General features: G+C 70.5%; 16 protein-coding genes and 1 tRNA gene. 11 read left to right on the forward strand and 6 right to left on the reverse strand.

All coding sequences use genetic code 11. From position 1 onward, the window contains the following. The first annotated feature begins 240 nt into the window (after nt 1-240). Together V1318_RS13710 and V1318_RS13715 are read left to right on the forward strand one after the other, a co-directional pair. Nucleotides 241-723 (forward strand): RNA polymerase sigma factor, encoded by a 483-nt coding sequence (locus V1318_RS13710; protein ID WP_332940254.1) that lies wholly within the window; start codon nt 241-243, stop codon nt 721-723. Then, on the forward strand, nt 720-1739 hold the full coding sequence (locus tag V1318_RS13715; RefSeq protein ID WP_332940255.1) for a FecR domain-containing protein: 1020 nt from the start codon (nt 720-722) through the stop codon (nt 1737-1739). The genes V1318_RS13710 and V1318_RS13715 overlap by 4 nt, the downstream gene beginning before the upstream one ends. A 207-nt stretch (nt 1740-1946) precedes the next feature. Here V1318_RS13715 and V1318_RS13720 read toward each other — a convergent pair whose 3' ends face one another. The 4 genes from V1318_RS13720 to V1318_RS13735 form a co-directional block, all read right to left on the reverse strand. After that, entirely contained in the window at nt 1947-4739 is a 2793-nt protein-coding gene (locus tag V1318_RS13720) for a TonB-dependent receptor (RefSeq protein ID WP_332940256.1), read from the reverse strand. Between the two features lie 70 nt (nt 4740-4809). Next, nucleotides 4810-5760 carry a helix-turn-helix transcriptional regulator gene (locus tag V1318_RS13725; protein WP_332940257.1) on the reverse strand — a complete coding sequence of 317 codons (951 nt, stop codon included), beginning with the start codon at nt 5758-5760 and terminating at the stop codon, nt 4810-4812. Between the two features lie 346 nt (nt 5761-6106). After that, a complete protein-coding gene (locus V1318_RS13730; protein WP_332940258.1) occupies nt 6107-7912 on the reverse strand; it encodes an ATP-binding protein in 1806 nt (601 codons plus the stop codon). Then, nucleotides 7909-8658, reverse strand: coding sequence for a response regulator (locus V1318_RS13735; RefSeq protein ID WP_332940259.1), 750 nt, complete (start codon nt 8656-8658; stop codon nt 7909-7911). The genes V1318_RS13730 and V1318_RS13735 overlap by 4 nt, the downstream gene beginning before the upstream one ends. A gap of 141 nt (nt 8659-8799) precedes the next feature. Here V1318_RS13735 and V1318_RS13740 point away from each other — a divergent pair, with 141 nt between their 5' ends. The 3 genes from V1318_RS13740 to V1318_RS13750 all read left to right on the forward strand — a co-directional run bounded on the left by V1318_RS13740 (nt 8800) and on the right by V1318_RS13750 (nt 12571). Further along, complete coding sequence (locus V1318_RS13740) at nt 8800-10098, forward strand: FAD-dependent monooxygenase (RefSeq protein ID WP_332940260.1); 1299 nt, start codon at nt 8800-8802, stop codon at nt 10096-10098. Further along, on the forward strand, nt 10095-10517 hold the full coding sequence (locus V1318_RS13745) for a helix-turn-helix transcriptional regulator (protein ID WP_332940261.1): 423 nt from the start codon (nt 10095-10097) through the stop codon (nt 10515-10517). Before V1318_RS13740 ends, V1318_RS13745 begins: the two co-directional genes overlap by 4 nt. 215 nt (nt 10518-10732) lie before the next feature. Then, nucleotides 10733-12571, forward strand: coding sequence for an ABC transporter ATP-binding protein/permease (locus V1318_RS13750; RefSeq protein WP_332940262.1), 1839 nt, complete (start codon nt 10733-10735; stop codon nt 12569-12571). 114 nt (nt 12572-12685) lie between these two features. On the opposite strand, the gene V1318_RS13755 is transcribed toward V1318_RS13750, so the two are convergent. Together V1318_RS13755 and V1318_RS13760 are read right to left on the reverse strand one after the other, a co-directional pair. Beyond that, nucleotides 12686-16819: an autotransporter domain-containing protein gene (locus V1318_RS13755; protein WP_332940263.1), complete on the reverse strand. Its 4134-nt coding sequence runs from the start codon at nt 16817-16819 to the stop codon at nt 12686-12688. A 677-nt stretch (nt 16820-17496) separates the two neighbouring features. Then, nucleotides 17497-17970, reverse strand: coding sequence for a hypothetical protein (locus V1318_RS13760; protein WP_332940264.1), 474 nt, complete (start codon nt 17968-17970; stop codon nt 17497-17499). Between the two features lie 289 nt (nt 17971-18259). Here V1318_RS13760 and V1318_RS13765 point away from each other — a divergent pair. The 6 genes from V1318_RS13765 (at nt 18260) to murB (ending at nt 23321) form a co-directional block, all read left to right on the forward strand. Then, nucleotides 18260-18336, forward strand: a tRNA-Arg gene (locus tag V1318_RS13765). Nucleotides 18337-18420: 84 nt separating this feature from the next. Next, the gene (locus V1318_RS13770) at nt 18421-19953 is read left to right on the forward strand and encodes an aldehyde dehydrogenase family protein (protein ID WP_332940265.1); all 1533 of its coding nucleotides are present in this window, start codon (nt 18421-18423) and stop codon (nt 19951-19953) included. Nucleotides 19954-20010: 57 nt separating this feature from the next. After that, nucleotides 20011-20742 carry a metallophosphoesterase family protein gene (locus tag V1318_RS13775; protein ID WP_332940266.1) on the forward strand — a complete coding sequence of 244 codons (732 nt, stop codon included), beginning with the start codon at nt 20011-20013 and terminating at the stop codon, nt 20740-20742. 44 nt (nt 20743-20786) lie between these two features. Next, entirely contained in the window at nt 20787-21116 is a 330-nt protein-coding gene (locus tag V1318_RS13780; RefSeq protein ID WP_332940267.1) for a DUF4190 domain-containing protein, read from the forward strand. Nucleotides 21117-21222: 106 nt separating this feature from the next. Next, a complete protein-coding gene (locus V1318_RS13785) occupies nt 21223-22278 on the forward strand; it encodes a quinone-dependent dihydroorotate dehydrogenase (protein WP_332940268.1) in 1056 nt (351 codons plus the stop codon). Beyond that, nucleotides 22275-23321, forward strand: coding sequence for a UDP-N-acetylmuramate dehydrogenase (gene murB, locus V1318_RS13790; protein WP_332940269.1), 1047 nt, complete (start codon nt 22275-22277; stop codon nt 23319-23321). The genes V1318_RS13785 and murB overlap by 4 nt, the downstream gene beginning before the upstream one ends. Nucleotides 23322-23325: the final 4 nt, after the last annotated feature.

The raw sequence follows: 23325 nt of genomic DNA on the forward strand, positions 1-23325 counted from the left end.
CCCATTGAAACCTTCCCCCAGCTGACGATGAAGCCGTCCCTGACAAAAATTTCCACTCCCTTGCCCGAAGCAGACGCAGCGTTTCATCGATCCCTCAGCTGGCCGGATCGCACTTGCCGTCGCGCCCGCCATCACTTAGCGTGCGACCGACCTAGCAGCGGGCGCAAGGCGATGAACGACGGTGGGATCGATGAGGCGGAGGCGGCCTGTCCGGTACAGGAGCGTTTCGACCTGCCTCGCATGATCGAACAGCACCGGCCGGCCCTGATCCGCTACTTCCTGCGCCACCTGCCCAACGCCGACGACGCCGAGGACCTGGCCCAGGAGGCGCTGGTGCGGCTGATGCGCATGCCCTCTCAGGCCGACGTGCTCAATGTCGAAGCCTATCTGCTGCGCATCGCCTCCAACCTGGTCCGCGACCGCTTCCGCCGCGATCTCAGCCATTGCACCCAGCAGCATGTCTCGCTGGACGAGTTGACCGGCGACTGGCCCAGTGAGGTGCCTTACGGCGAGCGCGTCTACGAAGGCAACAAGCGCCTGCAGCTGTTCCTGGAGGCGCTGGACGAACTGACGCCGCGCTGCCGCCAGGTGTTTCTGCTGCAACGTTACGAAGGCCTGACGTACAGTGCGATCGCCAGGCGTCTGGAGATCAGCGTGAGCGCGGTGGAAAAACAGATGATGCGCGCCCTGCTGCATTTCGATTCGCGATTGGGAGATCCGTGAGCGCCACCCGTCTGAACGTCGTCGAAGGCGGCGACCCGATCCGTCGCCAGGCCGCGGCCTGGTTCGCCAGGCTGCGCGCGGACGACGTCACCGAGAACGACCGCCGCGAGTGCCGGCAATGGCTGGACGCCGACGCCCGCCACCGCGCCGCCTACGAGCGCATCGAACGCCTGTGGTCGACGGCCGGCGACCATGCCGCGCATCCGGAGATCGCGCTGCGTATCCGCGCGCAGACGCCGGCCGAGACGCCGCGCCAGCCCGTACGCCGGCGCCGTGGCCGCGCCGCTTGGTGGACCGGCGCGGTCGCCGCCCTGGTCGCGCTGGCCGTGCTCGGCTGGCGCCTGCTGCCGGCGCCGGCGGTGCCCGAACAGCAGTACCTCACCGCGGTCGGCGAGAACCGCACGATCGCGCTGGCCGACGGTTCACGGGTGAGCCTGGACACCGACACCCGCCTGCGGGTGCGCTACTCCGGCGACGAGCGCCGCATCGTCCTGGTCCGCGGCCGCGCGTTCTTCCGCGTGGCCAAGGAGTCGCGCCCGTTCCTGGTCCGGACCGAGGACGGCGGCGTGCGCGCGCTCGGCACCGAGTTCGAGGTCTACCGCCGCGATGGCGAGATCGAAGTGGCCTTGATCGAAGGCCGCGTGCTCTTGCTGGCCGCCGCCAGCGGCGACTCCGCTCCGGTGAGCCTGGCGACCCTGGACCCGGGCCAGAAAGCGAGTTTCGGCCTGCACAAGCCGCTGCGAATGATCGAATCCGGCGGCCACTCCGACCTGCCGGCCTGGCTGTCGGGCAAGCTGGCCTTCGAGGACCAGTCCCTGGCCGCGGCGGCGACCGAGTTCAACCGCTACAGCCACCGCCGCATCGTGCTGCAGGGCGAAGCGGTGACGCGCATCCGGATCAGCGGCGTGTTCCGCAGCGACGATCCGCATGCCTTCGTCGAGGCCCTGCAGGAACTGTATCCGGTGGACGTAGCGAACTCGCCCAGCGGCGACCTGTTGCTGACCGAGCGGCGCTGAAAGCCTGAACTGCGCGTATCCGCGTAAAGCCCCGGTCAACTTCTGAACCTCGCCCCTGCCATTCGATGCGGACTGATCGCATCTCGGAAGCCCGCCGGGCGACCAAGGCAAACAACGAACCCCGGCGCCATCGGCACCGGGGTCCGCTTGAATCCGCCACGCCCGCGACGGCCGCGGCGGCGATGAAGCATACGAGCCGCGCGCGACTCAGAAGCGCTGGCGGTACTGCATGTAGTAGTAACGGCCCGGCACGTCGTACTGCTGGTCGAACTGGTTGTACGGCGCGGTCAGCGCCAGCGGCGGGTCCTTGTCGAAGACGTTGTTGGCGCCGATCGACACGGTCGCGTTCCAGGGCGTGTTGTAGCGCAGCTGCAGGTCGTGGTACGTGGTCGCGCCCAGGTGGTTCTCCAGGGTGTCCGGGCTGGAGCAATAGGCCTTGAACGCCGCCGGGCAGGTTTCGTCGATACCGGACTTGTAGCGCACGCCCCAGGTCGCGCCGAAATCGCCCTTGCTCCAATCCAGGTACAGATTGGACTTGATGCGCCAGTACGGGTCCTGCGGCAGGTACAGGCCCTGGCGCTGTTCGGGCTTGGAATCCTTGGTGGTCTTGGTTTCCCAGTTGGCGGTGTAGCTGGTGTCCCAGGTGATCGAGAACTTGCCGTAAGCCGTCTCCGGCAGACGGTAGTTGATGGTGACGTCGTAGCCCTCGACCTCGTACTCGGCCAGGTTCAACAGCGGCAGGTCCATGTCGGTGATGGTGCCGGGGTTGCCCGGGTAGGCGTTGTCGCGCTTGAACAGGGCGCAATACACCGCGCGCTCGCCCGGCGTGCCGGAGTAGCACTTGTCGAGCACGAACTGCGCGGTCGGGCGGGTGATCGCGTTCTCGATGGTGATCTGGTACCAGTCCACCGCGATGTCGAAGCCCTGCAGCCAGCTGGGGCTGTAGACGAAGCCCAGGGTCTTGCTTACCGAGGTTTCCGGCTGCAGGTCCGGATTGGACTTGTTGGTGAACGCTTCCACCGTCTGCCGCGACGAGCCGCTACCGGACTGGGTGTAGCCGGCGGGCACGCCGTCGGCGGCGCAGCGGGCGGCCACGGTCGGGTCGCTGCGCTTGCCGGAGTGACTGGAGCACGGGTCGGCATAGCTGACGAAGGTGTCGGCGTCGCCGGCGTAAAGGTTGGTGATGCTGGGCGCACGGAAGCCTTCCGACCAATTGCCGCGGATCAGCAAGTCCTCGAACGGCTTCCAGCGGAAACCGAACTTGCTGTTCAGCGTGTCGCCGAAGTTGCTGTAGTCCGAATAGCGCGTGGCGAGCGAGAAATCCAGTAGCTTGGCGAACGGTAGATCGGCCAGCACCGGCACCGCGAACTCGGCGTAGAGATCGTCCAGCGAGTAGTCGCCGCGGGTCGGTTTGCTGCCGTTGCCGGTGCTCAGGCCGGCGGCGATGAAGGCGTCCGGATCGAACTGGCCGCTCTCGGCGCGATGCTCGTAGCCGGCGGCGAAACCCAGCGGGCCGGCCGGCAGATCGAACAGTTCGCCGCTGATGTTGGCGGTGTAGCTCTTGGATTCGACCTTGCGCGAGTCGTGGGCGGTGAAGGACACGTAGTCCAGCGCCTCCTTGCTGATCGAGCCCAGGCCGCCGAGCGGATTGATCGGCACGCAGCCGGCGATCACCGCGCTGGGCGTGCCGCAACGGGCCACGCCGCCGCCGTCGACGAAGGACGGGCCGTAGGCGTTGCGCAGGTTGGCCAGGTTGAACAGGCCGTAGGTGATGGTGTTCTCGTCGCTGCGGTCGTAGCGGTAGCCCACGTCCCAGTCGAAGCTGCGCTCGCCGAGGTTGAAATATCCCTCCAGGCCGCCGTAGAAATGGAAGTTCTTGACGTCCTGGTTGAACGAGCGCCCGCCCGACTCCTGGAAGCGGCGGCTGACGCTGATCAGGTCGCGCGCGCCCGCGGTGCCCTTGGTCGGGTTGTAGATGCTGTCCTTGCTCAGGGTCAGGCCGGTGACCGGCATGGCCGCCAGCAGCTGCTCGGACAGGCGCTGGTTGTACAGGGTTTCGACGCGGAAGCTCAGGTTGTCGGCGATGTCGAAGGTGCCCTGCGCGAACAGCGACTTGCGCTCCTGCGGGGTCAGCAGGTAGTTGTCCGGCGCGGTGTTGTAGCCGTGCACGTTGGAGCTGAACGGCACGAAGCTGTTGTTGTTGCCAAGCACGTAGCGCTTGTTGTCGCGCGGATCGACGAAGGAGCCCGGAAAGCCGGTGTTGCTCTGGCCGCCGAAGAACGGCGGGCCGCCGGCGGAGATGTCGCGGTCGCCCGCCATCACCTGCTCTTCCTTGACGTAGGACGCGCCGATCAGCAGCGAGGAGCGGTCGTTGCTCACGCCCAGGCTGAAGTCGTAGGCCTGGCGCATGCCGTCGCCCTGGCCGAACTGGCCGATGTAGGCGCCGGCCTCGGCGCCCTCGAAGTTCTTGCGGGTGATGATGTTGACCACGCCGGCGATGGCGTCGGAACCGTAGATGGTCGAGGCGCCGTCCTTCAGCACTTCCACGCGCTCGATGATCGAGGCCGGGATGGTGTTGAGGTCGACGGTGCCATCGAGCTGGGTGGTCCAGCGGCGGCCGTTGACCAGCACCAGGGTACGGCTGGAGCCGAGGTTGCGCAGGCTGATGCCGGCCGAGCCGTCGCCGCCGTTGTTGAAGGTGGTGTTGAGCGCGGCGCCGTTGGTCGAGATGCGCTGCAGCACGTCGGCGACCGAGGTCACGCCCTGCTTGTCGATCTCGGCGCGGGTCAGGGTGAAGATCGGCTGCGAGGTCTCGATGTCGGCGCGCTTGATACGCGAGCCGGTGACCTGAATGCGGTCGATCTCGGTCGGCGCCTTGTTGTCGTCGGCGGCGGGCTGGTCCTGCGCCTGCGCGACGGGCGCGACGACCGCGAGCGCGATGGCGATTTCCAACGGCAGCCGCGCGCGACGGGCTGCGGAGGTGGTGGCGTACTGCTTCATCTAGACAAGTCCCCTCGTAGTGGTGGTTGCGTTGCGCGCCTTGTTAGCGACGCGTTAAACGCAGGCCAAACTACGGCGCGGCGAGCCTGAGCTGGGTGCGCAATGCGGGCGCGGGACTTGCGGATTCGTGGCCGCTGGCTTGCAGGCTGCGGTACTCGCTGGCGGTGCACCCCATGCGCGAACGGAAGGTGCGCGCGAAGCTGCACGGCGAATCGAAACCGCAGGCGTGGCTGACTTCGCCGATCGAAAGGCGGCTTTCGCGCAGCAGCTCGCAGGCCTGTTGCACGCGCTGATTCACGCACGCGGCCTGCACGGTGATGCCGTACACGGCGTGGAAGGTCTTGGAGATCCACCAGGTCGAGAAACTGGTGAGCTGGGCCAGCTCGTCCATCAGCACCACCCGATGGGCGTTGCCGCGCAGGTACAGGCGCGCGCGCTGCAAACGCCCCAGCACCTGGCGCTGGCGCGCACGGCGGCGGCCCGGGCAACGCTCCAGCAGTTCGTCCAGTTCGTGCTGGGTCTCGTGCACGTAGGCCAACAGCATGCGGAATGCGGCCAGGCGCTGGTTCGGCAGTCCCGGAGCGGTGGAAGCGCTGGCGCTGCGCCGCCACAGGCGCACCAATGCGCGTCGCTGCGCCGCGTCGACGCGGCCCTCGCCCGGTATCAGGTCGATGCGCGCGAGGCGCTCGATCTCGCGCATCAGCGAGGGCTTGCAGCTGAATCCGATCGCCAGGCCGCGGCGCTCGGTGTCGATACGCGGCGCGCTGTCGCGATCGAACGCGATCCATTGGTTGCGACCGAGGGCGAAGCGACCCTCGCGGCTCTCGATCCGCGAGCGCCCGCGCAGCTGCAGCCAGTACGAGGGCGAGGTGCCGGACACGCGCACGCTGCCGAAGTCGCGCACGAGATAGAGCTGGAAGCCGTCGTTGGACGGCGCGCGGTCGCTGTCGATCAGCTGTCCGCTTTCGACGCTTTCCCAGCCTTCCCGGCTGCCGTAATGGTGGTATTCGCTTTGCATCATCGCTGCCCCTGTCGGTCCTGGCCGCATCGGCGCGGCGCCAGGCGCAAGGCATCGCGGCGCGCGCGCCGACGGCGCGGGCGACGGTCGCCTGCGGTGGAGTGGAGGGCGATCCGGCCCGTCGTTGGTAGGCGCGTTCGCGGCGAGTGCGCCGCCGTTGCGCGTACCGTCCTGATGTCGTGTTGCGACGCGGTCGAGTGTTGCGATGCGCACGCGCTCACGCTTCGAACTGATTCGAACGGTCGCGTCAGCGTTTATGTTGCGTATGGAATGCGCACACGTTCGCGCAACATCGCGAACGTCGCGAAGGCACGATCGGCAAACTCGCGCCGCGCCCGCCTTGTCGCGTTCAGGTCGGCTTGGGCAGCTCGACGCGCACTTGCAAGCCGCCCTGCACGCCCGGTGCGAGCGCGATGTCTCCGCCGTGGCCGCGGATCACGCTGCGCGCGATCGACAGGCCCAGGCCGGAACCGCCCGCGTGCCGCGCGCGCGCATCGTCCAGGCGCCGGAACGGCGCGAACGCATGCTCATACTGTTCCGGCGGGATGCCGGGGCCGGCGTCGATCACGGTCACGCGCAGGGCCTGTTCGGTCTCCTGCAGCGACACCCGCACGCGGTCTCCATAGCGACAGCCGTTGTCGATCAGGTTGGCGAAGGCGCGCCGCATCGCGATCGGCTGGCAAGGCAGGTAGGCATGATCGGGGCCGTCGTAGAGCGCGTCGCCGCCACCGTCGGCGACATCGTCGCACAGGCTGATCAGCAGCGAGGCCAGGTCGACGCTCTGGTGCGGCTCCAGGCTGGCGTCCTCGCCGGCGAAGGCCAGGCAGCCGGAGATCATGGTTTCCATCTGCGCGATCTCGGCCAGCAACCGGTCGCGGTGCGCATCGTCGACGTATTCGGCGAACAGGCGCATGCGCGTGAGCGGCGTGCGCAGGTCGTGCGAGATCGCGGCCAGTTGCTGGGTGCGGTCGTCGACGAAGCGCTTGAGCCGCACCTGCATCTCGTTGAACTTGTGCGCGATCGCGGCGTACTCGGGGATGGTCATGCCCTCGATCGGGGTCGGCTCGCGCTCGCGCCCCAGGCGCTCGGCGGCCTGCGACAGTTTGGTCAGCGGCTGCAGGAAACTGCGCGCGGTCCACATCGACAGGCCGGCGACGGCGACGATCAGCAGGGCCATGCCGCTGAGCTTGAACAGATGCTGCAGCCAGCGCGGGCTCGGCCGACCCGGGCTGGCGAGCAGCCAGTAGCCGTCGGGCAGCTCGATCGCGACCGACATGCGCGGCAGGACCGCATCCGGGCGCAGCCCTTCCAGAAACGCCGGCCCCATGCGCGCGCCCAGCATCCAGCCGACCCGTCCCCAGGGCGAGGTCCCGGCCTCTGCCACGGCGCCGCCGTGCGCGGCGCCGAGCAAAGGCGGCGGCGCGCCCGATTGGCCGCGCATCGCCAGCATCTGCGGCGGCTCGGCCGGCGGCGCCGACCAGGAATCGTCTGCGCCGGTGGCCACGGCCGGCGTCAGCGCGACCACGCCCTGGGTCGCGAGCATGTCCGGTGCCGCGGTCGGCATCGGCGCGGTGGCCAAAGCCTCGCTTGCCGCTGCCGGCGGCTCCGCCATCGCCGGCAGGCGCGCGACGACCGCCGCGCTGGGCTGGGCCGTGATCCTGGGCACGCCGACGAAGGGCCGCGCGGCCACCGACAGGATCTCGCCGCGCGCCGCGCCCAGGCGCGGCACCACCACGGTCACTTGGCGCACGCCGCGCCCGCGCTCGTCGGGCAGCACGTTCATCGACACCGCGTAGGCGCCGCCGCTGGTGTCCGGGCTTTCGACCAGGCGCCGGCGCATGCTTTCGATCAGGCCCGACAGCGGCGGGCCGTGGCGGTCGTCGCTGGGCGGCAGCAGGGCGAATTCCAGCTTGCGCCGGCGCGTGGCCTCCTCGGCCGCGGCCGCGCGCCGGGCCTGCGGCAGGCCGGCGACCAGGGTGCGCACGTCCAGCGCCTGCTGCACCAGCGATTGCTCGTCGACCAGGGTCGGCCCGGTCGAGCGCAGCGCCATGCCGATCGCGATGTCGATCAGCAGGGTCATGGCCATGGTCGACAGCACCACGATCGCGATCCGCGGCGCCAGACGCATCCGCGACAGCGACAACCGCGTTTTCATCGCGCTCGCGCCTCGCCGGCGACGCTGACGTCGGCGGCGAAGATATAGCCCTCGTTGCGCACGGTCTTGATCAGGTTGGGACGCTGCGGGCTGTCTTCGATCTTGCGCCGCAGGCGGCTGATCTGGACGTCGATGCTGCGGTCGTAGGGCGTGAGCACGCGGCCCTTGACCAGATCGATCAACTGATCGCGCGAGAGCACGCGCTGCGGGTGCTCGAGGAACGCCAGCAGCAGGTCGAACTCGCCGCTGGTGAGGTCGGTGAGCGCGCCCTGCGGCGAGACCAGGCTGCGGTGGCGGGCGTTGAGCTTCCAGCCCATGAAGGCGTATTCGGAACCGCCGCGCGCGGCGCCGCGCCAGTCGGCGTCGGCGCGGCGCAGCAGGGCGCGGATGCGCGCCAGCAGTTCGCGCGGGTTGAAGGGCTTGGCGATGTAGTCGTCCGCGCCCAGTTCCAGGCCGACCACGCGGTCGGTGTCGCCGTTCATGGCGGTCAGCAGGATCACCGGCACCTGGCTGTTGCTGCGCAGCTTGCGGCACAGGGTGAAGCCGTCGTCGCCGGGCATCATCACGTCCAGCAGGACCACGCTGACCGGCTCGGCGGCCATGCGCTCGGCCATGCCGACGCCGTCGCCGGCCTCGAGCACGCGCATGCCGTGGTCGCCGAGGAAGCGCGCCAGCATGGAACGGATGGTGTCGTCGTCGTCGACGACCAGGACGGTGGGGGCGGCGATGGCGTAGGCGGATCCCATGGGGCGCAGGTTAGCCGAAGGCGGGTGGCGGCCCATGCTCTGTAACACAGTGAAACAAAACGACGGATAGCCGAAATCGCCGGCGGCCTCGCGCTGCCTAGGATTCGTGGGGTCGCCGCCCCCACGGTCCGAATGCCGCGCATGTCATCTTCGACGTTGCAGCTATCCCCCGCCCTGCGCCGCGCCGTCCCGGCCGATGCCGTCTCCCCGCCCTCCGCGCGCGCCGCGCCGCGTGCCGCCGCCGATGTTCGCCACCCGCTGCGCGCGCGCAAGGTCGCGGTGATCGGCGCCAGCCTCGGCGGCCTGTGCCTGGCACGGCTGCTGCAGCGCCAGGGCGTCGAGGTGGAGGTCCACGAGGCGCGCAGCGCCAGCGACCCGGCCTGGTACCGGCGCAGCCTGGCGATCGACCGCGAACCGGCGATCGACGCCTTGCGCGCGGCCGATCTGGGCCCTCTGTTCGAGCGCTGCTGCGAGCGCGAGCGCGCTTACACCCGCCTGGTCGACGCCCAGGGCCAGCGCCAGCGCGACCGCGCCCTGCCCGCGCGCGCGCAGCCGCAATGGCGGATCGAGTACGGCCTGCTGCGCGATCTGCTGCTGAACAGCCTGGAGCCCGGCAGCGTGATCTGGGGCCGCCGCTTCACCTCGCTGACCGCCGCCGCGGACGGCCGTCAACGCCTCAACTTCGCCAACGGCGCGCGCAGCAACGTCGACCTGGTGATCGGCGCCGACGGCGCCTGCTCGCTGCTGCGCCCCTACGCCACCGCCAGCGGCCTGCGCTACAGCGGCCTGACCCTGGTCGAGGCGCAGGTGCCCTTGCCGGAACTGCGCGTGCCGCGGATCGCCCTGTGGCTGGACCAGGACCGGCTGGCGGTGCGCGACCCCGACGCGGCCCTGATCGCGCAGCGCAACAGTCTGCGCGGCCTGGATCTGCGCATCGCCCTGCGGGTGCCGCGCGACTGGTCGCAGCGCGGCGTGGACTGGAACGATTCGGCGCAGGCGCGCGGGCTGCTCAAGCAACGGCTCGCGCATTGGGACCCCAAGTTCCTGCGCCTGATCGACGCCGCCGAACCGCGCTTCGCCGCGCGCGCCCTGCTGACCAGCGCGCCCGACCGCGCCTGGGCCGAGCGCGGCGCGATGACCCTGCTGGGCGCGTCCGCGCGGATGGCGCCGATGCTGCTGAGCGACCGCAAGTGCGGCGAACTGCAGGACGCGCTGGAGCTCGCCCAGGCCCTGACCTCGCCGCGCCACCGCGATTCGATCGCCGCCGCGATCGGCGCCTACGAACGCAGCCTGCTCGCGCGTGCGGTCGACGAGGGTCGCCAGGCCCAGCGCGTGCTCGCCGCCCTGCTGCCGCAGCCCAGCGTGGTCGGGCCGGCGAACTCCTGGCGATCGATGGCGCGCAGCCTGGGCAGCCTCGCCGGCCGGTGGCTGCCGCGATGAACCTGACCGGCACCTGGCCGCTGCGGGCCCTGCCCGACACCGCCGCGAGCTCCAACGGCGCGCGCGGCCGCAGCATCACCGCCCACGTCGCCGCCGCGACCGAACGCACCGCGACCCTGGCCTCGGCGCTGACCGACGCCTTCGGCAATCCCAAGCGCGGGCAGATCCTGTTCTACGCCGCCAGCGCGCCCGGGCTCAGCATCGGCGACCTGTCCAGCCTGCTCGGCTGCAGCGTGTCGCTGGCCTCGCAGTACGTGGCCCAGCTGGAGCAGCAGGGCTGGCTGGCGGTGATCAGCGACGGCCGGCGCCGGCGCGTGCGCGTGGCCGACGAGAGCCGGCGCCTGGCGATCGAAACCCTGCGCGCGATGGCCGACGAACTGGGGCCGATGGCGCCGCTGCGAGCGGCGGGCGCGCGCTAGCCGCGGGGCGGCGGCACGCGCCGTGTCGCACCGCCTGCCCAGCGCGGGTGAAACAGTACGCCGGCCGCCGCGCCCAGGATCCGCGACCTCGGCCCGGGCCCCGGCTGCGTCGGCGTCCGCGGTGCCCGGCGGCCACGCCGCGCGCCGCGCCGCCGACTTGACCTCAAGCGGCCTTGAGGTCCTATCCTCGTCGCCATTCCCCCTCCGGTTCCCGCATGAACACCCCTGCCCCCGTCGATACGGAGGTCGTGCCGGTCGCACGCGCCGCCGGCTCGCGCGGCGACTATTCGGTCGTCGCCGAACTGCTGCCCTACCTGCGCCCCTATCTGGGCCGGATCCTGCTCGCGCTGGGCATGGTGCTGGCCGCCAAGCTGCTGAACCTGGCCGTGCCGATGGTGCTCAAGCGCATCGTCGACGGCTTGAACGTCGCGCCCAGCCTGCTGGTGCTGCCGGTCGGTCTGCTGGTCGCCTACGGCGCGGCGCGCGTGGGCACCACCCTGTTCGGCGAGCTGCGCCAGATCGTGTTCGCGCGGGTGATGGCGCGGACCTCGCGCGAGGTCACCCTGCGCGTGTTCCGCCATCTGCACGGGCTGAGCCTGAAGTTCCACCTCGGCCGGCGCACCGGCGGCGTCGCCCGCGACGTCGAACGCGGCGGTACCGCGATCACCGACCTGCTGGACTGGACCTTGTACTCGATCGTACCGGTGATCCTGGAAGTCAGCCTGGTCACCGCCGTGCTGGTGTGGACCTACGACTGGCGCTTCGCCTGCGTGACCCTGGTCACCCTGGTCGCCTACGGCGCCTGGACCTTCGCGGTCACCGAATGGCGCACGCGCTACTACCGCGCCGCGGTCGAGGCCGACACCCGCGCCAACGAGCGCGCGGTGGATTCGCTGCTCAACTACGAGACCGTCAAGTACTTCAACAACGAGGCCCACGAAGCGGCCCGCTACGACGACAACCTGCGCTCGCTGGAGAACGCACGGGTCAAGTCGACCAAGACCCTGGCCATCCTCAACCTGGGCCAGAGCGCGATCGTCGCCATCGGCGTGACCGCAATGATGTGGCTGGCCGCGCGCGGCGTGGTCGCCGGCGAGCTCACGGTCGGCGATCTGGTGCTGGTCAACGCCTACCTGCTGCAGCTGTCGGCGCCGTTGAACATGCTGGGCATGATGTACCGCGAGGTGAAGCAGTCGTTGACCAACATGGAACGGCTGTTCGGCCTGCTCGACGAGCGCCACGATGTCCGCGACGCGCCCGACGCGGTGGCGCTGGCGCCGAGCCGGCCGCGGGTGCGTTTCGAGAACGTGCGCTTCGGCTACGACCCGCGCCGCGAGATCCTGCGCGGCATCGATTTCGAGATCGCCTCCGGCGGCACCGTCGCGGTGGTCGGGCATTCGGGTTCGGGCAAGTCGACCCTGGCGCGCCTGCTGTACCGCTTCTACGACGTCGACAGCGGCCGCATCAGCATCGACGGCCACGACCTGCGCGAGCTGACCCAGTCCTCGCTGCGCGGCGCGATCGCGATCGTGCCGCAGGACACCGTTCTGTTCAACGACAGCATCTACTACAACATCCGCTACGGCCGGCCGGAAGCCGAACGCGAGGAAGTCGAGGCGGCCGCGCGCGCGGCCCACATCCACGACTTCATCGCCGCCCTGCCCGACGGCTACGACACGCCGGTCGGCGAGCGCGGCCTGAAACTGTCCGGCGGCGAGAAGCAGCGCGTGGCGATCGCGCGCGCCCTGCTCAAGAACCCGTCGATCCTGATCTTCGACGAGGCCACCTCGGCGCTGGATTCCAAGTCCGAACGCGCGATCCAGGCCGAGCTGGACCGGATCAGCGTCGGCCGCACCACCCTGGTGATCGCGCACCGGCTGTCGACGGTGATGGACGCCGACCAGATCCTGGTGATGGACGCCGGCCGCATCGTCGAACGCGGCGAACACGGCGAACTGCTGCGCAGCGGCGGCGTATACGCGCAGATGTGGATGCTGCAGCAGCGCGAGGCCGAAGCCGGGCCCGAGGCCGGCGAGCCGGCCGTCGTCGTCTGATCGCGAGCCTCGAAAACAGCGGGCCCGCAAGGCGCATCCGCCCGCGAGCCCGTTGCCTGCAGCGATGACGATCCGCCCCCGACCGGCGCCCTGCGGCGCCGGCCGTGGCCGGACTCAGTCGCCGGTCTTGGCGGTGGCCTGGGCGGCCTCGCCCAGGTCCGGCGCCGAGGCCGACATCGGTTGCGCGCGCGGATTGAACGACAGCAGCAGGCCGAAGCTGGTGCTGGCGTCCATGCCCGAGGCATGTTCGCGGCGCAGCAGCAGCGACAGCTTCCAGCCGGCGGCGATGTCCATGTCCACGCCGCCGCCGTACATCAGCGCGTTGTCGCCGTAGCCGCGCAGGCCGAGGGTGTAGTCGTTGGCGACCGGCATCACCACGTAGTTCAGATCGACATCGCTGCTGTTGCTGATCGCGTCGCGGTACTCGAGCATCCAGTACGGGCGGAACACACCGTTCGCGCCCTGGACCAGGTAGCTGCCTTCCAGGCCCACGGCCAGGCCGTTGTTCTTCACGGTCTGCGAACCGTAGGCCAGGTCGTAGATGCCCAGGCCGAACTCGCGGTACGCATCCAGGCGCGTGCGGCTGGCGTCGAAGCGGCCGTAGCCGGTCAGGCTCGTGCGATCGCCGGTGCGCTCGTAGCCGACGGTCAAGGCGCCGAAGGACTGATTACCGTCGCGTTCGGCGGTGGCGGCCGCGCCCGCCGGATCGCTCCAGCGCTTGATGTCGAAGCCCAGGCGGCCCCAACCCAGGGTGCCGTCGACGAACAGGTGCTCGCCGTGGCGCCACAGGCCGTACACCGACAGCGAACGCTGATCGGCGTCCAGGCGCGAGCTGGAGCGGGTCAGGTCGGTGTCGTTCCAGGCGAAGCCGCCGGCCACGCCGAACAGGAACTGCTCGTTGATGCGCCAGTCGGCGCCGACCGTGATGCCGTCGCTGCGGAAGTTATAACCCTCGCTGCCGCTGCGGCCTTCGCGGTCGCCGGCGGTGACGGTGCCGGCGGTCCACACGCCCCAACCCGGCGGCAAGCGCAAGGCATCGTCGGACACCAACTGCGCCGCGGGCAGAGTCAGGCTGTTGTTGCGGCCGCTGGCCACGCTCAGGCTGATGCCGTTGCTGGAACGGTTGCCGCTGCCGTGGCGCAGCTGACGCAGGCGATCGCGGATGTTGGACTGCTGCGCCATCGCGAAGCGCAGGCTGGTATCGACCTGCGCCTGCAGCAGACCGACCACGCCCGGATCGCGGGTCGGATCGGGACGCGCGGTGACCGCCAGCCCGGTGCTGACCGAGGCCTGCAGGTAGTTCGCCGTCGCCGCCTGGGTCGCGACCAGGGTAGCCGTGCCGGGACCGACGATGGTCACCCGGCGTCCGCTCACGGTGGCCACCGCGGTGTTGCTGCTGGTGAAGGTGAAGGCGCCGCTGGGGTTGCTGCTGGTCGGATTGGGCAGGTCGAACGCGGGCTCGCCCACGGTCTTCACCACGTTGCCGATCCAGCTCAGGCTGGGCATGGCCGCGCCGATGGTGACGTTGAGCGCGACCTGCGCGGCCGCGTTGTAGCTGCCGTTGCCGGCCTGGTTGGCGGTCAGCGCGCAGTTGCCCGCGGCCAGCATGGTCACCACGCTGCCGGCGACGCTGCACACCGCCGGCGAGGTGCTGGCGAACACCACCGGATTGCCCGAGCCGCCGCCGCTGGCGGAGATCGAAAAGCTGCCGTTGGGCGCGTACACCGGTGCGGCCGGATTGGCGGCGAAACCGGTGATGGTTTGCGGGGCCGCCGCGATCGTCACGTTCAGGCTGACCTGCGGCGCGGCGCTATAGCTGGCGTTGCCGGCCTGGTCGGCGGTGAGCGTGCAAGTGCCCGCGGCCAGCATGGTCGCGGTGCTGCCGGCGATGCTGCATACCGCAGGCGTGGAGCTGGCGAACACCACCGGATTGCCCGAGCCGCCGCCGCTGGCCGAGACCGCGAAGCTGCCGTTGGGCGCGTACACCGGCGCGGCCGGATTGGCGGTGAAGCCGGTGATGGCCTGGGTCGCCGCCGCGATCGTCACGTTCAAGCCGACCTGCGGCGCGGCGCTGTAGTTGGCGTCGCCGGCCTGATTGGCGGTGAGCGCGCAGCTACCGCCGCCGAGCATGTTGACCGTGCTGCCGCTGACCGTGCACACCGCCGGCGTGGTGCTGGCGAACACCACCGGGCTGGTCGAGGAACCGCCGTTGGCGGAGACCGTGAACGTGCCACCCGGCGCATACGTCGGCGCAGCCGGGTTGGCGGCGAAGTTGGTGATGATCTGCGTCGCCGCCGCGATGTTCACGTTCAAAGCGACTTGCGGCGCCGCGCTGTAGTTGACGTTGCCGGCCTGGTTGGCGGTCAGCGCGCAGTTGCCCGCGCTCTGCATCGTCACCGTGCCGCCAGCCACCGTGCATACCGCCGGCGTGGTACTGGCGAACACGATCGGATTGCCGGAGGCGCCGCCGCTGGCCGAAACCGCGAAGGTGCCGCCCGGCGCGTACGTCGGCGCGGCCGGGTTGGCGGCGAAGCCGGTGATGGTCTGCGTCGCCGCCGCGATGTTCACGTTCAAAGCGACTTGCGGCGCCGCGCTGTAGTTGGCGTTGCCGGCCTGGTTGGCGGTCAGCGCGCAGTTGCCCGCGCTCTGCACCGTCACCGTGCTGCCGGCCACGGTACACACCGCCGGCGTGGTGCTGGCGAACACGATCGGATTGCCCGAGGCGCCGCCGCTGGCCGAAACCGTGAACGTGCCGCCCGGCGTATACGTCGGCGCGGCGGGGTTGGCGGCGAACGCCGTGATCGCCTGCGCGACCGTGGCCACCGTCAGGCTGTACGCGCGGGTGCCGCTGAAGCCGTTGCTGGACGTGGCCTGGACCGTGAAGTTGTAGGTGCCCGCGGCGGTCGGCGTACCGGACAGCGCGCCCGCCGCGCTCAAGCTCAGCCCAGCAGGCAAGGCCCCGGCGCTCAACGAGAACGTGTAAGGCGCCGTGCCGCCGTTGGCGCTGCTGGCGGTGATGGTTTGCGAGTACGCGACGTTGTAAACCGGATTGGGCAAGGTCGCCGGCGCGACCGTCGTCGTCACCGTGGTGCAGACCAGCGCCGCGTTGCTCACGTCCGCGCCGATCGCGTTGCCGCTGCTCGGGGTGACGCTGCACAACTGCCCGGCCGGCAGCGACAGCACGCTGATGTTCCAGTTCGCGCCGAGAGGCAAACGGGTCGGGAAGACATAGCTGCTGGCGGCCTGCGCCACCACGACCTGTTGGCTGCTGACCGGATTGGTGGCGTTGAGCTGCAAGGTCACCGCGCCGGTCTGGCCGCTGGCGGCGCCGCCGACGGCGAACGTGCTCTGAGCGAAGCAGATCAGCGCCGCGCCGTTGCCGGCCTGCACGCCGTTGTTGATGGTGACCGCGCTCAGGCCGCTGGCGCCGGAACTGCCGCCGCCACCGCCACCGCCGCCGCCGTTCCAGTTGTACTGGCAGGTGGCCGTGCCCACGCCGGCACCGCCGCCGCCCGCGCCCACCGTGGCGCCACCGCCACCGCCGCCGCCGTAGCCGGCACCGGCGAAGGAACCAGAGAAATTGAAGGAGTCGCCACCATTGCCGTTGGCCGCGTTGCCCGCGGTCGCCGGGTAGCTGCCGCAACCGCCGCCGCCCGCACCGCCGATACCGACCGAGCCGCCACCGCCGCCGTTCGGTCCGAGGGGGCCTGGCACGCTCGCGCCCACGCCGCCGACGCCGCCGCCGCCAACACCGCCGGCGCCGCCGGCGAGGACGTCGTTGTCGCTCCAGCCCGCGTTGCCGCCGCCGCCGCCGCCGCCGGCGATGCCGACCCGGTTGCCGATGCCGTTGCCGCCCACGCGCAGATCGGTGGCGCCGCCGCCCGTACCGTCGATGCCCTGGCCGACGCCGCCGGGGTTGACCGCCTGCGAGCCCTGCCCACCGACCCAGATCGACAACGTCGCGCCCGGCGTGACCGCCAGGGTGCCGCGCACGCGTCCGCCCAGGCCGCCGGTGCCGCCCGGAGAATTCGGGCTGCCGGCGATGGTGCCGGCGCCGCTGCGACCGGCGCCGCCTTGCGCGCCGCTCAGGTAGACCGTCAGCGAATGCACGCCGGCCGGTACGCTGACGGTCTGCTCGCCGCCGGTGAAACCGAAAGCCGCCGGCGTCTCCCCCACCGCGCAGCTTTGCGCCTGCGCCGGGCCGACCAGGCCCAGACCGGTCAGCAGCACCGCCCCCCACAGCGCCATGGATCTGCGCGCGATCCGCCGGAGCGGACGCACGCATGCGGACACCGGCACGCCGGCGTTATTCGCCTTGCCCTTGCAACGATTCATACAGCCCCCTGATACGGATAACGGCGTTCGCATCCGCAAATGTGTGTGAACTAGGCACGCTTTACTGCGTGACAGAGCGCACAATTTCCCCAGGCAACGATTGCACGTCGCCCAGGCCGGGGCAATCCCCGGAAGCAGGTAGCCGGCCGGCCCCCGCGGCCAGGGGGCAAGGCTTGGGGACGGCAAGCGCGCGTCGCCGCGGCGGCGCTTAGTGGTCGCGCGGCCGCAGGCTGGGGCCGGCGCGAGTCCCGGTGAAATCCGGAAATTCAGCCTCTGGACCGCTGTCCCGGCTGCGCCGCCCCAGGCCCGGAACCGGCCGCTGGATATCGCTGGCGCCGGCCCGGCGAAACCGGCGGCCTTGCGCCCCTGTCTCCCGCCTAACGGCGCATTTGAGTACGCCAACGGCGGTCGCGGGGTAGCCGGCCCGCGCCGTAGGGGCGCCGGTGCCCGCGGGCGGCCACGGGTTCGGCGGCCACGGGGCGGCGCGCGCGGCCGTGCCGGTCGCGCGCCGGGACTCCATCCGTCCCGGTCTGCTCCGGGCGGAGTCGGCGGACCGCCGCGGCGGCCGCGCGCTCAAACGAAAAGCAGGCTCAGTACGAGGCCCCGGCCGGACGTGGCCGGCGCTCGAACATGGGCACGGTCGCGCCGGTGGCCACGCTGCCGTCGGCCTTCCAGACCAGGGTCTGCTCCGGGAACTCCTCCTTGCGGGTCATCGCATCGACCTTGGCCGCGATCAGCTTGGCCGCGCCCTTGGCGTCGGGGTTCCAGGCGAACACGCCGGCGGCGCCGTACCAGACCGCCGGGGTGGCGGCGTCCAGGCGCCGATCCGGGCACATCGTGTAGCCACGCTGGGCCAGCACCCGCAAGGCGCCCACCGGAACCGCGCGCACGCCGGGCGTGGTGCGTTCCTTGGAATGGCCCGGGCACAGGCGCGCGGCTTCGGCGATGGCCGATTCGTAGACCTGGGCATCGGCCTGGGCGAAGGCGCCGCCGGCGCCGAACAGCAAGCCGGCCGCGACGCCGGCCTGGAGCAGCCATCGACGGCTGCGGGGATCGATACGCATATGCAAACTCCTGGTCCATGTCGGAAACACGGCGATAAGGCGACCGCAGCGCAAGCGCAGTTTCTGCCGATGCGGTCCGTTCCTCGCCATGGCGGTCAGGCTATGGGAGACCGATGTGAGGGCGCGGTGAGGCGCGCGCGCGTCCGCGCGGAACTCTGACATGGCGGCGCTCGCAGTTGGCCGAGTACAATCGGCGGATCGATACGCCGGCCCAGGCCGCCTCGCCGGATCCGGCGCAGCGCTTGCGACCGGGGTGGCCCAGCCACGCAAACGATTGATTTCATTGCACGGCCCCGTAGCTCAGCTGGATAGAGCATCCCCCTCCTAAGGGGAAGGTCACACGTTCGAATCGTGTCGGGGTCGCCAGTTATGGATCGCACGTCCTTGTGCGCAACCCCGCACATCCATGTGCGGACTTTTCAATGCTTTTTTGATTCTGGAGTTTTTGCGATGACGCACGCTGTTCTGACCGCCCTCGGCCTGAAAGACGTCGAGTCCGGCACCTACCTCGGCCATGGCGAATGGGCCGCGACCCGCGATGCCGGCGTGCTGGAATCGATCAACCCCACCGACGGCGAAGTGCTGGCGCGCGTGCAGGCATCCTCGCAGAGCGATTACGACAGCATCGTCGAGCGCGCCCAGGCCGCGTTCGCGGTGTGGCGCACCACCCCGGCGCCGCGCCGCGGCGAAGCCATCCGCCTGTGCGCCGACGCGCTGCGCAAGCACAAGGACGCGCTGGGTTCGCTGGTCGCGCTGGAAATGGGCAAGTCCAAGCCGGAAGGCGACGGCGAAGTGCAGGAAATGATCGACATCGGCGATTTCGCCGTCGGTCTGTCGCGCCAGCTGTACGGCCTGACCATGCACTCCGAACGCCCCGGCCACCGCATGTACGAACAGTGGCATCCGCTGGGCCTGGTCGGCGTGATCTCGGCCTTCAACTTCCCGGTCGCGGTGTGGGCCTGGAATGCGTTCATCGCCGCGATCTGCGGCGACATCACCATCTGGAAGCCCTCGCCCAAGACCCCGCTGTCGGCGGTGGCCTCGATGAAGATCTGCAACGAAGCCCTGCGCGCCGGCGGCTTCCCGGACATCTTCTTCCTGTTCAACGACGCCGGCACCGAGCTGGCCTCGAACTTCGTCGACGACAAGCGCATCGCCCTGATCAGCTTCACCGGTTCGACCAAGGTCGGCCGCCACGTCGGCGAGCGCGTCGCGCGCCGCATGGGCCGTTCGCTGCTGGAACTGGGCGGCAACAACGCCATCATCGTCGACGCCACGGCGGACCTGAAGCTGGCGATCCCGGCGATCGCCTTCGGCGCGGTCGGCACCGCCGGCCAGCGCTGCACCACCACGCGCCGCCTGTTCGTGCACGAGTCCATCTTCGACGACGTGCTGGCCAAGCTGATCGCGGCCTACAAGCAGGTCGAGAAGAAGATCGGCGACCCGACCGACCCGGCCAACCTGATGGGCCCGCTCAACAGCCGCGACGCGGTGCAGGCCTACCTGGACGCGGTCGAGAAGGCCAAGGCCAGCGGCGGCAAGGTCGAGACCGGCGGCGCGGCGATCGAGCGCCCCGGCAACTTCGTCCTGCCGACCATCGTCACCGGCCTGAGCAACGACGCCGAAGTGGTGCAGACCGAAACCTTCGCGCCGATCCTGTACGCGATGAAGTTCAAGACGCTCGATGAAGCCATCGCGCTGCAGAACGACGTGCCGCAGGGCCTGTCCTCGTCGATCTTCACCGCCAACCTCAAGGCGGCCGAAGCCTTCCTGTCGGCGGCCGGTTCGGATTGCGGCATCGCCAACGTCAACATCGGCACCTCCGGCGCCGAGATCGGCGGCGCCTTCGGCGGCGAGAAGGAAACCGGCGGCGGTCGCGAGTCGGGTTCGGACGCGTGGCGCGCCTACATGCGCCGCCAGACCAACACCATCAACTACTCCGACGCGCTGCCGCTGGCGCAGGGCATCAAGTTCGACCTCTGAGGTCGGTACCGTAACGAAGGCGGGTCCGCCACGGCGGACCCGCTGCGGGAGCACGGCATGCGCATCGCGGTCGTCTCGGACATCCACGGCAATCTCGGCGCGCTGCGCGCGGTGCTGGCCGATATCGACGCGCGCGCCTGCGATGTCACCGTCAACCTCGGCGACATCCTGTCCGGCCCGCTGCAACCGGTGGAAACCGCCGACCTGCTGATCGGCCTGGACCTGCCCACCATCCGCGGCAATCACGAACGCCAACTGCTGGAGCCGCGCGCGGGCATGGGCGCGTCCGACGCGCATGCGCGCGACCTGCTGCGCCCGGACCAGTTGCGCTGGATCGCCGCGCTGCCGACGACGCTGGCCTTGAACGAGCACGTCTACCTCTGCCACGGCACGCCGCGCGACGATCTCGAATACTTCCTCGAACAGCTCGACGCCGGCGTTCCGCGCGCGGCCACCGCGGCCGAGGCCGCGCAACGCGCCGGCGACCTCCGCCATGCCGTGATCCTGTGCGGCCACACCCACATTCCGCGCGCGACCCGCCTGGACGACGGCCGGCTGCTGGTGAATCCCGGCAGCGTCGGCCTGCAGGCCTACCACAGCGAGCATCCCAGCCCGCACGACATGCAGGTCGGCGACCCGCACGCCCGCTACGCCATCGTCGACGACGCCGGCGGGCGCTGGCGGGCCGAACACATCGCGGTCGGCTACGACCACGAGGCCGCCGCCGCGCAGGCCGCGCGCAACGGCCGCGCCGACTGGGCGCGGGCCCTGCGCAGCGGCCGGGTCTAGCCGCCGCGGCCAGGGTGGCCGCATCGCTCAGGGGAGTCGCGCGCATGAACGGTCCCGAGCTCGAAAACATCGGCGCCTGGCCGCTGGTCAGTCTGGCCCTGGGCCTGATCGCCTGGGGCCTGGCGATCTGGGCCTGGTTCGCCACCGAGCAGCTCAACCAGCACCTGTGGCTAGTGCTGCCGGCGCAGGGCGTCGCCCTGCTGGCGGTGATCTGCGGGCACAAGGCACGCGCCGCGATCCGCCGCCGCGAGGAGCCGCCGGGCGGCGCCGGCCTGGCCGCGGCGGGACTGTGGCTGGGCTATCCGGTGCTGCTGACGGCACTGGCCGCGCTGGGTTCCATGGTGTTTTTCCTGTGCTGCGGGGTGATCGGATAGGCTCCGGCGCCTTGCCGAAGCCGGCGCACGACGCATTCGCGCTCGCGTGAGGAGCGCCGCATAGGCGATAATGCTTTTTCGTTCTACAGCGGACGCCTGCGATCCCGTGTACAGCCTCGCCCGCCCCTTTCTCTTCGGACTGGATGCCGAACGAGCGCATGGCCTTGGCCTCGCGGCGCTGGAAACGGCTTATCGCACCGGCCTCAACCCGCTGCTGACCACCCGGCCCAAGCCGTTTCCGACCAAGGCCTTCGGCCTGACCTTCCCCAATCCGGTCGGCCTGGCCGCCGGCCTGGACAAGAACGGCGCGCACATCGACGCCCTGCTCGCCCTGGGCTTCGGCTTCGTCGAGATCGGCACGGTCACGCCGCGGCCGCAGGAAGGCAATCCGAAGCCGCGCATGTTCCGCCTGCCCGAGCACGAGGCGGTGATCAACCGCCTGGGCTTCAACAACGAGGGCGTCGATGCCCTGGTCCGCAACGTCGAGCGCGCCCAGCGCCGCCACGGCCTGCTGGGCATCAACATCGGCAAGAACAAGGACACCCCGAACGAGTCGGCCGAGGACGATTACCTGCTGTGCCTGGAGCGGGTCTATCCGCTGGCCGACTACGTCACGGTCAACATCTCCTCGCCCAACACCGCCGGCCTGCGCGAGCTGCAGGAAGAGCAATCCCTGCGCCGCCTGATCGGCACCCTGCGCGAGGCGCAGGAGAAATACGCCGGCCTGCACAGCAAGCGCGTGCCGATGCTGGTCAAGATCGCGCCCGACCTGTCCGATCACGACATCGAGGCCGCCGCGCGCGTGCTCAGCGAGCTGCAGGTCGACGGCGTGATCGCCACCAACACCACCGTCTCGCGCATCGCCATCGAAGGCGCGGCGCACGCGGGCGAGGTCGGCGGCCTGTCCGGGCGTCCTCTGATGGGCCAGTCGACCACGGTGCTGCGCATGCTGCGCACGCGCCTGCCCGAGTCGATCCCGATGATCGGCGTCGGCGGCATCCTGTCCGGCGCCGACGCGGTCACCAAGATGGCCGCGGGCGCGGCCCTGGTGCAGTGCTACACCGGCCTGGTCTATCGCGGCCCGGCACTGGTGAACGAATGCGTGGAAGCGATGCGCCGCCGCAAGGAAGCGCCCAGCCGCGGTAACGTGCCGCCGGTATGAGCGACGCTGTCCGCCTCCTGCGCGAGGCCGCACTGACCCGACGCAACACCTTCGGCGTGGCCGCGACCGCGCCCGTGCTGGCCGAAGTCGCCGACGCCGCGCGCCTGGACGAAGTCCTGCGCCTGCCCGAGCTGCGCGACGGCATCGCCCTGATCCTGGGCGGCGGCAGCAACTTGCTGTTCGCCGGCGATCCCGAGGGCCCGGTGCTGGCACTGACCGGCGAACGCGTGCAGGTGCTGGGCGAAGCGCTCGACCGCGATGGCGCGATCCTGCGCGCCGACGCCGGCGTGCCCTGGCACGGCTTCGTGATGCGCACCCTGGAGGCCGGTTACGCCGGCCTGGAAAACCTGGCCCTGATCCCGGGCACGGTCGGCGCCGCGCCGATCCAGAACATCGGCGCCTACGGCGTGGAAGTGTGCGACTTCGTGCATGCGGTCGAGGCCTACGAGCCGGTCACCGCCACCGCGCACCGCTTCGACGCCGCGGCCTGCCGCTTCGCCTATCGCGACAGCCTGTTCAAGCACGCGCCCGACCGCTACCTGGTGACCGCGGTCGAGTTCGCCCTGCCGCGCACGCCGGCGCTGCGCCTGGACTACGCCGGTTTGGCCGAGGAACTCGCGGCCATGGGCGTGGATGCGCCGACCCCGCGCAGCGTCGCCGAAGCGGTGATCGCGATCCGGCGCCGCAAGCTGCCCGACCCGGCCGTGCTCGGCAATGCCGGCAGCTTCTTCAAGAATCCGATCGTGGCGCGCGCCCAGGCCGAGGCGCTGCAGGCCGAACACGCCGCGTTGCCGGTGTTCCGCGGCGCCGACGAGGACAGCCGCAAGCTCTCGGCCGGCTGGCTGATCGACGCCTGCGGCTGGAAGGGCCACCGCGACGGCGACGCCGGCGTGGCCGCCTCGCACGCGCTGGTGCTGGTCAACCACGGCCATGCCAGCGGCGCGCAACTGCTCGACCTCGCTCGCCGCATCGCCGATTCGGTGCAGGCCCGCTTCGGCGTCGCGATCGAACCCGAGCCGCGCCTGATCGGCGCACGCTGGTGAGCGC

Origin of the sequence: Lysobacter sp. CCNWLW3 (assembly GCF_036697405.1) — a bacterium.
Taxonomy (GTDB): domain Bacteria; phylum Pseudomonadota; class Gammaproteobacteria; order Xanthomonadales; family Xanthomonadaceae; genus Lysobacter.